This window comes from Pontibacillus sp. HMF3514, assembly GCF_009858175.1.
Classification (GTDB): domain Bacteria; phylum Bacillota; class Bacilli; order Bacillales; family BH030062; genus Pontibacillus.
The window spans coordinates 970258-983326 of sequence record NZ_CP047393.1 but is presented as its reverse complement, the minus strand read 5'-3'; the positions used below and the strand labels follow the sequence as shown (position 1 = coordinate 983326).

At 38.9% G+C, this 13069-nt stretch carries 13 protein-coding genes and 1 other annotated feature; of the genes, 4 read left to right on the top strand and 9 right to left on the bottom strand.

Annotated features, from left to right (window positions below; translation table 11 throughout):
* Positions 1-3 precede the first annotated feature (3 nt).
* Positions 4-933: an oligopeptide ABC transporter permease gene (gene opp3b / locus GS400_RS05150; protein WP_160099635.1), complete on the bottom strand. Its 930-nt coding sequence runs from the start codon at positions 931-933 to the stop codon at positions 4-6.
* A gap of 181 nt (positions 934-1114) precedes the next feature.
* Positions 1115-2866 (bottom strand): peptide ABC transporter substrate-binding protein, encoded by a 1752-nt coding sequence (locus tag GS400_RS05145; RefSeq protein ID WP_160099633.1) that lies wholly within the window; start codon positions 2864-2866, stop codon positions 1115-1117.
* Positions 2867-3346: 480 nt separating this feature from the next.
* On the opposite strand from GS400_RS05145, the gene GS400_RS05140 reads away from it, so the two are divergent.
* Positions 3347-3718 (top strand): DUF3899 domain-containing protein, encoded by a 372-nt coding sequence (locus GS400_RS05140; RefSeq protein WP_160099631.1) that lies wholly within the window; start codon positions 3347-3349, stop codon positions 3716-3718.
* A 53-nt stretch (positions 3719-3771) separates the two neighbouring features.
* Positions 3772-3984 (top strand) — a binding site (T-box leader).
* 59 nt (positions 3985-4043) lie between these two features.
* On the top strand, positions 4044-5045 hold the full coding sequence (trpS, locus tag GS400_RS05135; protein WP_160099629.1) for a tryptophan--tRNA ligase: 1002 nt from the start codon (positions 4044-4046) through the stop codon (positions 5043-5045).
* A 46-nt stretch (positions 5046-5091) separates the two neighbouring features.
* On the opposite strand, the gene GS400_RS05130 is transcribed toward trpS, so the two are convergent.
* Together GS400_RS05130 and GS400_RS05125 are read right to left on the bottom strand one after the other, a co-directional pair.
* Entirely contained in the window at positions 5092-5847 is a 756-nt protein-coding gene (locus tag GS400_RS05130) for a YjbA family protein (protein WP_160099627.1), read from the bottom strand.
* 87 nt (positions 5848-5934) lie between these two features.
* Positions 5935-6144 carry a YuzI family membrane protein gene (locus tag GS400_RS05125; protein WP_160099625.1) on the bottom strand — a complete coding sequence of 70 codons (210 nt, stop codon included), beginning with the start codon at positions 6142-6144 and terminating at the stop codon, positions 5935-5937.
* Positions 6145-6392: 248 nt separating this feature from the next.
* Between GS400_RS05125 and GS400_RS05120 the strand changes: the two genes are divergently transcribed.
* A complete protein-coding gene (locus tag GS400_RS05120; RefSeq protein WP_160099623.1) occupies positions 6393-7433 on the top strand; it encodes an LCP family protein in 1041 nt (346 codons plus the stop codon).
* Between the two features lie 233 nt (positions 7434-7666).
* Here the strand turns inward: GS400_RS05120 and fabF are convergent, their stop codons facing one another.
* Both fabF and GS400_RS05110 read right to left on the bottom strand, forming a co-directional pair.
* Positions 7667-8908 carry a beta-ketoacyl-ACP synthase II gene (fabF, locus tag GS400_RS05115; RefSeq protein WP_160099621.1) on the bottom strand — a complete coding sequence of 414 codons (1242 nt, stop codon included), beginning with the start codon at positions 8906-8908 and terminating at the stop codon, positions 7667-7669.
* An 18-nt stretch (positions 8909-8926) separates the two neighbouring features.
* Positions 8927-9871: a beta-ketoacyl-ACP synthase III gene (locus GS400_RS05110; RefSeq protein ID WP_160099619.1), complete on the bottom strand. Its 945-nt coding sequence runs from the start codon at positions 9869-9871 to the stop codon at positions 8927-8929.
* 166 nt (positions 9872-10037) lie between these two features.
* Between GS400_RS05110 and GS400_RS05105 the strand changes: the two genes are divergently transcribed.
* Positions 10038-10253 carry a hypothetical protein gene (locus GS400_RS05105; protein ID WP_160099618.1) on the top strand — a complete coding sequence of 72 codons (216 nt, stop codon included), beginning with the start codon at positions 10038-10040 and terminating at the stop codon, positions 10251-10253.
* 70 nt (positions 10254-10323) lie between these two features.
* On the opposite strand, the gene GS400_RS05100 is transcribed toward GS400_RS05105, so the two are convergent.
* The 3 genes from GS400_RS05100 to GS400_RS05090 form a co-directional block, all read right to left on the bottom strand.
* Positions 10324-11244, bottom strand: a complete 921-nt coding sequence (locus tag GS400_RS05100; protein ID WP_236561152.1) for a BMP family ABC transporter substrate-binding protein — start codon at positions 11242-11244, stop codon at positions 10324-10326.
* A gap of 145 nt (positions 11245-11389) precedes the next feature.
* Positions 11390-11980 (bottom strand): hypothetical protein, encoded by a 591-nt coding sequence (locus GS400_RS05095; protein ID WP_160099614.1) that lies wholly within the window; start codon positions 11978-11980, stop codon positions 11390-11392.
* 50 nt (positions 11981-12030) lie between these two features.
* On the bottom strand, positions 12031-12789 hold the full coding sequence (locus tag GS400_RS05090; protein WP_160099612.1) for a hypothetical protein: 759 nt from the start codon (positions 12787-12789) through the stop codon (positions 12031-12033).
* Between the last annotated feature and the right edge of the window lie 280 nt (positions 12790-13069).

Genomic DNA, 13069 nt, shown 5'->3' with positions numbered 1-13069 from the left:
ACCTTACTTCTCCCCTCCAGCAAGTCGAATTCTAGGATCGATTAAACCGTAAAGTAAATCGATTAGTAGTACAATTACAATGAATAGAAAACCGATTATCAATGTAATCCCCATTATTACAGGAAAGTCATTCGTCATAACAGCTTGAACGAATGTATCACCTATCCCTGGGATTGCAAATATCTTTTCAATTACTAGGTTTCCAGTAAACAGAGAAATCGCCATTGGTCCAATGATTGTGACTAGTGGAATTAAGGCGTTACGAAGTCCATGTTTAAATAGTACCCCTAAACGGTTAACTCCCTTTGCTCTTGCCGTTGTAATAAAGTCTGAACCTAATACTTCTAGCATTTCAGTTCTCATAAAGCGCGCTCCTATGGCAATTGGGAACATTGCTACTGCAATCGTAGGCATGATGGTATATTCAAAGCCTTCCCAAAAGGCAACTGGTAGCCACCCTAATTTAACTCCAATGTAGTACTGTAATAAGCCTGCAAATACAAAGGACGGTATTGACTTACCTATAACAGCTAAAAAAGTAGATCCATAATCTATCGGGCTATTATGATATAAAGCTGAAAATATCCCGAGTAATAGACCAAATGCAAGACCAAATATTAATCCTTGTGCACCCAGCTGTGCAGATGGGCCTACGCGGTCAATAATAATTTGTGTTACGCCTCGGTTATCCTGTTGGAAGGAAACCCCTAGGTCACCTTGAGCAAGATTGGCTAAATAGTTTACATATTGAACAGGAACAGGGTCATTTAATCCATACTTTTCTTTAACGATTGTAACTTGTTCTTCTGATAACTTATCCTCCATCATTAATGGAGAACCAGGTAAAAGTTTCATTAAGAAGAATGAAAATGTTGCAATTACTAACATTGTAAGTAACATATAAACAATTCTTTGAAAAATATAACGCGCCATTCCAACACCTCCAATTTACATTTGAATGACATTTCTTGTCGAAAGTTGACGGAAAATTCACCATTGTGAAAATATTACCTTTACAAGGTAAAAGAGAGTATACGCCAACTCTAGGTGGACATATACTCTCTTCCAATTAAATTGGTTTTGAAGTTAGATTAAAATCTATACCTTCGATAACTTACTCAGCATTCTTGTTGATGTAAGCCCATTTGAATGTGAAGTCAGGACCCATTGGGTTTCTGATTACATCCTTAACATATGGCTTCCATACAGAAGCAGAAGCACGTTGGTAAAGTGGTCCAATAGCAGCGTCGTTCATAAGAACTTTTTCTGCTTCAAGGAACGTTTCGAAACGCTTAACAGGCTGAGTAGCGTACTCAGTGTTCGCTTTTTCAATTAGAGCATCATACTCTTCATTAGAGTAACCCATCTTGTTGTTTCCGCCACCTGTTACCCACATGTTTAAGAATGTGTTTGGATCAAGGTAGTCAGGACCCCAACCAGAGAACTGAATGTCATATTCCATGTTCGTGTCTAGGCGTAGACGCTCTTTAAATGGAACCTGCTTAAGTTCAATTGTAAGTCCTTCAAGATTAGATTCCCACTGGTTCTTGAAGTAAGCGTTCATGTTCTTACCAGTTTCACTGTCACCAGCAAGAAGTTCAATAGTGAGTTCGTCTTTTCCAAGTTCTTCTTTAGCTTTTTTCCAAAGCTCTTGAGCTTTTTCTTTGTCGTAAGTTAGGAAATCTCCATTGATATCACGGAAATCTTCACCTGTTTCAGGGTGAGTTACGAAATCCTGTGGAATATCACCTGTTGCTACAAGAGAGCCGTTATTTAAGATAACGTTAACTAAACCGTTTTTGTCAATTGCCATAGTTAGTGCTTTACGAGCATTTGTGTTTGCAAGTGCTTCGTGGTGTTCTTGGTTGTACTTGAAGTAGAACAACACGTTTTGTGGATTAATTTCAAAGTTAGGGTTGTTACGATACTCATCTACGAATTCTGCAGATAGACCAGTAGCGTCAACCTTGTCAGTTTCATAAAGGTTTACAGAAGTTGCAACGTCTTTTACAACTTTGAAGTTGATTTGTTCAAGACTTACAGCATCAGCATCCCAGTAATCAGAGTTTTTCTTGAATGTCCAACCTTCACCATGGTTCCACTCAGAAAGAACGAATGGTCCATTATAGTAAATGTTGCCTGCTTCAAGAGCGAAATCTTCGCCGAATTCTTCAACAGCTTTTTTGTTGATCGGTAGGAATGTACCGAAAGCTGTTAGAGATTCGAAATAAGGAATTGGTTTTTCAAGAGTTACTTTAAGAGTTGTTTCGTCTACAGCTTCAACACCAAGCTTATCTAATTCCATTTCGCCTTTGTTGATTGCTGTTGCGTTTTTAATAACGCCACCCATCATGTATGGACCGTACTCAGAACCTGTTTCTGGATCTACTGCACGTTTCCAAGCATATACGAAGTCGCTAGCTACAACAGGGTCACCGTTAGACCAAGTTGCATCTTCACGTAAGTTGAACGTCCAAGTAAGAGCGTCTTCACTTACTTCGTGATCTTTAGCAATACCTGGTTTGATTTGTGCATTTTCACCTAGACGGTAAAGACCTTCCATAGTAGAACCAAGTACTTGGAATGCAACCGCGTCAGTTGCCATTGATGGATCTAGTGTAGGAATGTCAGCACCTTCAGTTAAGTTAAGTACTTGTTCGCCGTTAGGGCCGTCGGATTTAGTTTCTTCTCCGTCGCCTTCATTGCCATTACCTTCAGTGTCTTCGCCTTCATTATTTTCGCCTGTTTCTGTTTCGCCGTTTCCGTCGCCTTCACCAGCGTTTTCGCTGTCACCGCCGGAACAAGCAGCTAGAAACATAGATAGTACTAGAGTTAGTACTAACAACAACCATTTTGTCTGTTTCATTGTAAAAAATGACCTCCCCTAATGATTATGTTCAAAAGTTTTTGCAGCAGTTCTATCTGCCACAACTAGAATTATACAAGTTTTCGGACAATTTTGCACCACTTTTTTTGCAAAAATTTTATAAAATCCTTTAAAAATTACGTTTCAATGACAAAAAATAGGTCTATTATCCTATGTTTTTTAATATTTTGTATTTTGCTTTTTTCTATTTATAAAGTGAACTGCATAATTTCACATCATTCTATTTTTTTATCAGCATTCTATCAATTCATATTTGTATAGCTTTGCATATAGCATGCAATTTTCTTTACTTCAACAATTTTCTGTCTATTTACATTCATCATATCCTTTTAAAAAAATGTAATCGTGGTATAATCTTATTAGATAAAAACGCTCTAAGATTTTATTTCTTTCTATATAAGGGCATAATTACAATTACATGTTCTTACGGTAAAAATCATTTAAGAAAGGTTGATATTTATGGCGCTTTTTCAAAACAAGTGGTCATTCTTATCTTTGAATGTTGCACTTAGTCTTATCCTTTTTGCATTCATCTCTCCTGTTTATGATCTGCAGAGGTACATTAATAGTCTTTTTTATGTTTCTTACTTCTACCTCTTCTTTGGGCTCATCATGTTCGTAATAAAAGGGAAATTCTTGGATGGGATCACTTATAGTTTCCGACGAGTCGGTAACAGGCTTTCAAAGAATACCGATTATCTTGATGATTGGGAAAGTAAACCGATGCCTTCAGAAGTTGTGAGTCCATCTGTTATGAAAATGTTCTTTTTCCAGGGTACTGTCTTAACGATTGCTATGTTGCTGTTACTTGGTTATTTTTATCAAATGTAATTTGTTACTTGATTTCAATTGGATTATTATCTATAATTTGAACAACAATTTTACATGAAGCGATGAGAAAGTGAGTACATCTTATCCTCTGTTCCAAGAGAGTCTGTCATGGTGGAAGCAGATAACAAGGTAAGATGGAAGTGGGCTTTCGAGCTGTGCTTTTGAACAATTAAGTAGGAAGCACCGCGTTCCAGGCGATATTGGATAAAAGTGATCTCTATCTAATGAGATAACTAGGGTGGCACCACGGTTCATTCGTCCCTACATGCATATGTAGGCGAATGAACCTTTTTTATTGTTAGAAAATTTAAATGAGGTGAAGAACATGAACACGATTTTTTCAGGAATACAACCAAGTGGAACATTAACGATCGGGAACTACATTGGAGCAATGCAGCATTTCCCTCCCCTACAAGAAGAAAACAATTGTTACTTCTGCATCGTAGATGAGCATGCCATTACCGTTCCCCAAGACCGATTGGAGTTAAGAAAGAACATCAAATCACTTGCAGCTCTATACATTGCTTCTGGAATTGATCCAGAGAAATCAACGCTTTTCATTCAATCAGAGGTTTCAGCACATACGCAATTAGGTTGGATGTTACAATGTGTTGCTTATATCGGTGAACTTGAACGTATGACACAATTTAAAGATAAATCATCAAAGTCAGGTAAAGAAGGTGTATCTGCTGGCCTTCTTACGTATCCTCCATTAATGGCATCTGACATATTGCTTTATGGAACAGATATTGTACCTGTTGGTGAGGATCAGAAGCAGCACTTAGAACTCACACGCAATCTTGCTCAGCGTTTTAACAACAAATACAATGATATTTTCACCGTACCAGATGTACAAATTTCTGAAGTTGGAGCTCGTGTGATGTCCCTTCAAGAGCCAACGAAGAAAATGAGTAAGTCTGATGATAACCAAAAAGCATTTATTTCTATGCTTGATGATGAGAAGACTATCGTAAAAAAGATCAAGAGTGCTGTAACGGACTCTGAGGGTATTGTAAAATATGATGTTGAAAATAAACCTGGAGTATCAAACTTATTAACGATTCATTCCAGTTTTTCTGGTAAATCAATTGAAAGCTTAGAGGCTGAGTTTGATGGAAAAGGCTACGGGGACTTTAAACAGGCTGTTGCAGACGTTGTCGTTGAAGCGATGCGCCCAATCCAAGAGCGTTATTATGAACTAATGGATTCTGAAGAATTGGACGACATTCTTGACCGTGGTGCAGAAAAAGCTAATTATGACGCACAGAAAATGCTACGTAAGGCTAAGAAAGCTATGGGGCTTGGACGAGTAAAGAAGAAGAAATAGAAGCTAAGTAACAATAAAGGGGGCTGACCCACTATATGTAGTGGTGTCAGACCCCTTTATTTACTTCTTGGTTATGTTCTAGCTCCCATAGCTTTTCAAAGAAAGGTTGTCCTTTTACAAGTTTTCGACAAAGCTCTGCGTGTGCCGGGCTCCACCCATCCTGAATGCCATCATATAATGTCTTCCACGCCTGCTCGAAATTCAATTTGTGAATGAACGCAAACTGAGTAGGATCCCATTCCGTTAACCAATAGCGGACTTCAGGTAAGTTTTGCGTTGTTTTGAGTTGATCAAGTGTCATCATGAGAAGTTGTTTAAGTTGTCTTTCTTTTCGGGTCAACCCAATCATATGCTCTGGATGTGGTGAAAGAATGTGATATTCCTTCTTATCCAAGGCCTTTTTAAATTGGTAGGACTCCGGATCATGTGATTCGATCATGTCATAGACTAGTCTCTCCTGTCTTGGAATGAGCCTACTTTTTCGTACAGGAAGGTTGTATCCCATCGTGTCTACAGCTAACACATTGGATCCATCTGTAACCACGAATGCATATTCAAGTGATATACGTTCCTGATTTTTTCGAAGATACGCTCGTTTATAAACATGATCTAACAATGATTGTGGTAAGTCTTGGAGGTCGTTTTCAATGTAGTTATAAAGTGATGCTTGTACATATAATAATGGTACCTGGTCCAAAAGCTCAATTCCATCTTCCTTACGCCATTCATGAAATGGACAAACATTATATCCGTTCTCTTCTCCTTCAAACCAATTCACCCATACGTCATGTAAATATAGCATATGAAACCCCCACTTTTTTCTAAACGTTTTCTTCTGTAGCCATCAGTATGACCAAGCATGGAAATTTTATTCGAATGAATGTAAGATTTAGGAGGATTCTTGAGGTAAAAAAAATGTAGCTAGCGTAATCATGAAGATTCCGAGTGGAAAAAGGTAACATTCTGGTCGTGATTTCAAGAATATCAAATAGTCCATCCACCCAAACCCAGCAGGTAATAAATTTAAATACGTTATCATGGTGACACCACCTGACACCGCAAATCCGAAGCCAATTAGAAACATGAATATTGGTCCCAAGAACACCCCTCCTAAAGCTTGTCCGCACCAGTTTCTTCTATAATATATGAACGACATCACCCCCATATTCCCCTCTCTTTATACGAATAGGTGATAATATGGGATAAGAAAAGCGTAACCTTAGGAAAGTTTTTGAAGTCTAGATAAAAATGCTAAGACTTATTTCATTTAAAAAAAAGCCTCTTTACTTCAGACGGAAGAAAGAGTAAATTAATAACTAAGTGGTTTTTATGAAGAGGAGGTACAAGATGGCTGGAGGCCGCATCGTAAGACGAAAAAGATTGAGAAAACGTAGAAGAAAGCTTCTCTTTTCCATCATGATTGTACTTTTCTTAGGTATGGTTGGGTATACAGCATTTCAGGTAGCCGCCGGTCAGGACCAAGGTGCTGAAAATGGTGGTTATACTAAAAATGAAAAAGAGAATGACGATAAGACTGATTTCGAAAAAGAGCAAAATAAAAATGGAGATAAAGAGCAACTAGAAGACAATAAAATAAACGTTCTTCTTGTCGGAAGTGACCAACGTGATAAAGAAGTGGATCGTACAGACACTATAATGATTGGTCAATATGATAAAGATTCAGGTGAAACTAAACTTGTTTCTATAATGAGAGACACTTATGTGAACATTCCAGGTTATGGTTACAATAAAATTAACGCATCATATGCTTATGGTGATATTCCATTGTTAACGAAAACCATTCAACAGAATTTCGGTATTCAAATTGATCATTTTGCCGAAGTAAACTTTGAAGGTTTCAAACATATCGTAGATGAAATTTCACCAAAAGGTATAAAAATAAATGTAGAAAAACGTATGAAATACCAAGATAATGCTGGAGACGTTAATATTGACCTACAGCCTGGTGTACAACGCCTAGATGGTGCTCAGTTACTGGATTATGCTCGCTTTAGAGCAGATGCTCAGAGTGATTTCGGACGTGTAGAGCGTCAACAAAAAGTCATAACAAGACTAAAAGAAGAAATGTTATCTCTTACTAAAATTCACAAAATCCCTAAAGCTATAGGGATGGTTACCTCTTATGTGAATACAGACATGACAAAAGCAGAAATCGGTGGTTATGGAACAAAATTCATTACAAATCATGATGATAACATTCAAAAATTACGCATCCCTGTAGAAGGTTCTTATTGGAACGAAAGATATGAAGGTGTTGGCGCAGTTCTAGCTCACAATGAGAAAACGAACCGCGATGCTTTACAAGAGTTTTTAGGTGTTAAAAAAGAAGAAGTTGCTAAGAAAGAAGAAAGCGGAGACGCCAGCTAAGCTGGATCTCCGTTTTTTTGTGTATTATGTGAGCATATTGAATGGGGTGAATTATATTTTGGCGTCCATTATTTTGTCTTTGCGTCGGTCTCATTGAATTTGGCATGACTCTCTATTTTTGTGCGTCTGTCCACCACCTGTGAGCGTCATAATTGTGTGCAAACTTTCTCTCCCCACATAAAGCATCAAAAAAACACATGGCCTCCAAAGGAAACCATGTGTTCTCCACTTATTTACGCTTCATACTTTTTAAAGATCAGTGTTGCGTTGTGACCGCCGAAACCTAATGAGTTACTCAATACAGCTCCTACATCAAGCTTCTTCGGTTCATTTGGTACGACGTCCAGGTCACAGTCGGGATCTGGATTTTCGTAGTTTGTTGTTGGTGGTACCGTTTGATCCAAGATGGACTTAATGGAGATGACCGCTTCAATTGCGCCAGCTGCTCCAAGTAAGTGTCCCGTCATAGATTTTGTAGAACTCATTGCCAACTCATAAGCATGGTCACCGAATACAGATTTCACTGCTTCTGTTTCATACTTATCATTTAGGGCTGTTCCTGTTCCGTGAGCGTTCACGTAATCTACTTGGTTCGGATCTAACTCAGCGTCTTCCAGAGCTTGCGTCATAGCACGAGCTGCTCCTTCGCCTGTTGGCGCTGGAGATGTGATGTGATAAGCATCACCTGTTGAGCCGTAACCTACGATTTCAGCATAGATTGTTGCGCCACGCGCTTGCGCAGATTCTAGAGTCTCAAGTACAAGAATTCCAGAACCCTCACCCATTACGAAGCCAGAACGTTCTTTATCGAATGGACGGCTTGCTTTGTTAGGATCTTCTACTGTAGATAGTGCCTTCATAGAAGAGAAACCTGCAAATGACATTGGTGTGATCGGTGCTTCTGCTCCACCTGCGATCATGTAGTCAGCATCTCCACGTTCGATGACTTTAAATGCATCACCAATTGAGTTTGCGCCTGATGCACAAGCTGTTACGGAACAAGAGTTAATTCCTTTTGCTCCCGTAGCAATGGAAACTTGTCCAGCAGCCATGTCTGGAATAAGCATCGGTACGAAGAAAGGACTTACACGACGAGCTCCTTTATCCATGTACTTACGGAACTGATCATCGTACGTTGTCATACCTCCAATTCCAGAACCAATCCATACGCCTGTACGGTGTGCAATATCTTCATTAATGTCTAGGTCAGCATCTTTAATAGCCATTAGAGCTGCTGCTAGTGCATATTGCGTGAATGGATCCATACGGCGAGCTTCTTTTTTATCAAAATAATCGCCTGGCTCGAATTCCTTTAATTCTGCTGCTACTTTTGCAGGGAATTCATCCTTGTCCACTTTTGTTACAGGTGCAATACCTGATTGTCCTTCTAATAAGCTTTTCCACATTGTATTCACGTCGTTACCGAGTGGGGAAACAGCCCCCATTCCTGTAACTACTACACGTCTTGAACCCATTTGAATATCCTCCTCCAATTAGATTCCATATCGTAATGCGACAGCGCCCCAGGTTAAACCTCCACCGAAGCCGACAAGCACTACAAGATCGTTATCTTTTATTTTACCGTTTTCTACGTTCTCTGATAAGGCAATTGGGATAGATGCAGATGATGTATTTCCATAACGTCTTACGGAATCAGCCATTTTATCTTCTGGAATTTCTAAGCGTTGACGCGCTGCTTCCATAATACGAATGTTCGCTTGGTGCGGGATTAAGAAATCTACATCTTCTTTTGTTAAGCCTGCTTTTTCAATAACACTGATCGATGATTCAGGCATTTGTCGAACAGCAAACTTAAAGACATCACGTCCACTCATTTTAATGAAGGCATCTTCTTTTGATTGGTACAGGTGCTCAGCTCCTGTACCATCTGAACCCAATTCAAATGATAGAATTCCTTTTCCTTCACTTACCGGACCGAGAACGGTAGCTCCTGCTCCATCTCCAAATAAAACACAGGTATTTCGGTCTGTCCAGTCTGTAATTTTTGATAATTTTTCAGCACCAATGATTAGGACGTTCTCATAAGCACCTGTTTCAATAAATTGCTTAGCTGTAATCACTCCGTACATAAACCCGGCACATGCTGCAGCTAAATCCATGGATGCAGCGTTTTTTGCACCTAGTCGAGCTTGTATATGATTCGCTACAGATGGGAAAGGCTGATCTGGTGTTACGGTGGCAACTAGAATTAAATCCAAGTCTTCACCAGATAAGTTTGCTTTGTCTAAAGCTTTAACGGCTGCTTCATAAGCCATATCTGATGTTTCCATTTCATCAGTGGCAAAACGACGTTCCTCGATCCCAGTTCGGGTACGAATCCATTCATCATTTGTATCCACGAGTTTTTCCATATCAAAATTGGTAAAAACTCGTTCAGGGACATAATGTCCAGTCCCTAAAATACCTGCACTCCTCATATGGTCATCCCCTTAATGGTAGTATATAATATCAATTCTTATGACTTGGTACTAATTTTAAGTGATCTTTTTTTAACTTGCAAGTGGATCTCTTCGTCATCATTAGACACTAGCCCTTTCTCGGTCAAGCATTTACCCATACTATACTCATAAGGAGGTGTGCACCGTGGCGAAACAAAATGATTCATCCAAGAGTCATGAACCCCTGGATTTTAACCAATTTATGTTCGGGCGGCCGGCTAATGAGAAGCAATCAACTTCTCAACAAGAAGACGACGAGTCATTTGATATCTTTGATACGACCTCTACCATATTTGAAACTTACCGCCAACTTTCTCCTTACTTTGAACATATCACGAATATGATCAAAAAAATGAAATAATGGTACCGTGAACGACCCGTGTTTTGTCGTGTAATTCGACAAAAAACGGGGCGTACGCGGTACCATGTTTTCACATCTCATGTGGGAGTTGTCCAGTTTTTTTGTATTGTTGGACAGCTGATTTAACTTTATCAACTAATGGTTCAGGTATATTTGGGCTAAATTTCCCTAACGTAATCGCATTGTCTTGAAAATCAAACGTTAAAATGCCTGATTTCAATTCCCCTTTGTTAAACTGTTTCGCCGTTTGAACATATAAACGATCTACATGCTGAATCGTACTTGTTAAGATGGTATTTGGAGCAATGTCTGATTGGTCACTTACATACCCAATAGCATGAAATCCATCTTCATTCATTTGCCTAATTAAAGGTACGCTAAAGCTATCACCTGCTGGATAATAAACATCCACATTTTGAGACTTCATCTGATTGTAAATCTGTTTCGCCCGCATTTTGTTGTCCCAACTTCTTACGTATCGAATAGTTACATCTACATTTGGGTTTTGATACTTGACTCCTTCATAAAATCCTTCAACTTCAGGTTGCCACTCATAAGCAGCAATTATCCCCACGTGGTTTGTCTTTGAAAAACCACCTGCAACCATACCACCAAAGAAGCCCATAGCATGTGCGCTAAAATTTAAGCTTGTAATGTTTTCGCCTTTTATATTCCCATTAAAATATACAAAATGAATATCAGGATAGGCTTTTTGTATTTCATCAAAATACTGTCCAAAATGACTGCCATGACCGAATACAAGATTTACACCTTTTTGCGAGAATTCTTGGACGGCTTTATGTGTAGCCTTTTTCGTTTGAATATGTTCTTTAAAATACACATCAACATCGAGCTCTTCTTTTATTTGAAGAAGGCCCTTATATCCTTTTTGACCCCAAGCTTGATCATGGACTGTATTCTCCACAAGCATGCCTACCTTTTGAATTTTGCCTTTTCCCATCGTATCAGCACAACCCGATAATACACCCATCACTAGGACGGATATGAGAAGCAAACGCGGCAACATATAGCGCACCCCACTTAAACTCTGTCATTCCTGTCGCAACTTAATCTAGTCATATTGTATCGTTAATCCCTAGGCTCGTAAACGTTTGCACATAATCGTTTACTGAATCTTAATAATAGGATGGAAATCTTTTTTGATGATCATTCACCATTTTCATCCCTTTTTCTAGAGATACTGTTGGAGCTATGCACTTATCATTCCGATCTTCATTGCTTTCCATTCCGACTTTGATGAGACCACCATCCCATGGTTGTGTAACAATTGACTTTAAAGCTTGGGTTATATCTGTAATATAAACACTTTTCTCGGTTATAGATGTTGTATCACTTGTCATCCAGGGTCCATACACGTGAGGTAATTCTATAGTGGTCCATAAATGTTTAGATCGGCACGGTCCGTCTAAATTCAAGCAAATATAGTTGGATGCAGGAATTTCTGTTAGCTTTTCGAATGGAGGGTTATTATTTTGATCATCAATTACGATTAGGGCATCGATATGTTCTCCTGCATCCATTTTTAGAGCTTCTTCAACTGATTCAACTCGTGAAAAGTTAGCGTTTCGTCCTACAAACATCTCAAGTGTTTCCTTTTGTTCCGTATCAACTAAATCAATTCCAATTACGGTCTCACCGTCATCTAGCCACTCTCTTATCAAGTGAAAACCTACCCATTGAAAACATCCCCATACCATTTTCGTCATAACGTTCCCCTCCTATTGCATCCTATGAAATGTTATTCACAGACATGAGTTTAATAAGGGTGTTCGAGCGTTGATTCATAAGATCTTAAAAACTGAAGAACAGTTGATGTGACTCTTGGCAAAATAGGCTGGATAGCCAGCTTTAATTCAACTGTGTGTTCCGCTTCTTGTTGTTGCTCTTCAAAACGTCGACTATGATTGTGAACCGTATAATATGGGTTCGCTACATCATGAAAAATAAGCACAGGGGAAGATGTTTCAGGCATTTGATAGTTGTTTATAATTTCATGATCAATATGGTTTTCATCAACTTCATAAGATTGAGCTAATTCTTTTTTAAAACGTTTAAAATATAGCTGGTTCATTTGTTCTTGTTCATAAAGAGCTTTTAAGCTGAGACAGGGTGTAAAGAATGTCAGTGAGCGGAAAGCCATATTGTGTTTCTCTTGCCAATGCAAAGCTGTTAAAGCTCCCATACCTTCTGCAACAACATGAATATAAGGGTTTACTGTCACTTGACGACGAACGTGTTGATAAAGTTGATTCAGTAAGTGTACAGACTTTTTATTCCCCCATGCATTTCCATACAGGTGACTTGTAAATAAGGTGTATCCTTTATCTAAGAGATAGTGAATGAACTTCGAGCGTTCCGGATGTTCCAGCCAAAACGCTTGGTTGTCTTCAACGTAGTGTCCTGAATCCCCGAGGTAAAGAACAAGATATCCATTAGGTTTTTCTGGAATATGGAGAAGACAAGGCTGGTTATCCAGGCGGAATGCTCTTGTCATTGATGTTGACGATTCGTACATGTTTTTATCATCCTTTTTAAAGGGATTCTATCCTCTATAATGTATGTTATTGTTAAAAATTCGTATGGTTACACGCCTTTGTATGAAAAAGAATGTGATTTGGTGAAAGATTTTTTTGTTTTGATGGCGATCTGAGCTCTGGTTCGGGCGGTTTTCCCCTTTGTTCGGGCGCTCTTTGGTTAAGTTCAGGCTGTTTTGACTTGTATGTGGGTGGTCTTTGTTTAAATTCGAGCGGTTTCACCACAGATTCGGACGGTTATTATACCTATTCAGGCGAAAG

Excerpts from the sequence above, each read along its gene's own strand:
- GS400_RS05130 (WP_160099627.1), bottom strand. The coding sequence starts at position 5,847 with ATGCTATATTTACATGACGTATGGGTGAATTGGTTTGAAGGAGAAGAG.
- GS400_RS05140 (WP_160099631.1), top strand. The coding sequence starts at position 3,347 with ATGGCGCTTTTTCAAAACAAGTGGTCATTCTTATCTTTGAATGTTGCA.
- opp3b (WP_160099635.1), bottom strand. The coding sequence starts at position 933 with ATGGCGCGTTATATTTTTCAAAGAATTGTTTATATGTTACTTACAATG.
- trpS (WP_160099629.1), top strand. The coding sequence starts at position 4,044 with ATGAACACGATTTTTTCAGGAATACAACCAAGTGGAACATTAACGATC.
- GS400_RS05090 (WP_160099612.1), bottom strand. The coding sequence starts at position 12,789 with ATGTACGAATCGTCAACATCAATGACAAGAGCATTCCGCCTGGATAAC.
- fabF (WP_160099621.1), bottom strand. The coding sequence starts at position 8,908 with ATGGGTTCAAGACGTGTAGTAGTTACAGGAATGGGGGCTGTTTCCCCA.
- GS400_RS05110 (WP_160099619.1), bottom strand. The coding sequence starts at position 9,871 with ATGAGGAGTGCAGGTATTTTAGGGACTGGACATTATGTCCCTGAACGA.
- GS400_RS05095 (WP_160099614.1), bottom strand. The coding sequence starts at position 11,980 with ATGACGAAAATGGTATGGGGATGTTTTCAATGGGTAGGTTTTCACTTG.
- GS400_RS05100 (WP_236561152.1), bottom strand. The coding sequence starts at position 11,244 with ATGGGTGTATTATCGGGTTGTGCTGATACGATGGGAAAAGGCAAAATT.
- GS400_RS05145 (WP_160099633.1), bottom strand. The coding sequence starts at position 2,866 with ATGAAACAGACAAAATGGTTGTTGTTAGTACTAACTCTAGTACTATCT.
- GS400_RS05120 (WP_160099623.1), top strand. The coding sequence starts at position 6,393 with ATGGCTGGAGGCCGCATCGTAAGACGAAAAAGATTGAGAAAACGTAGA.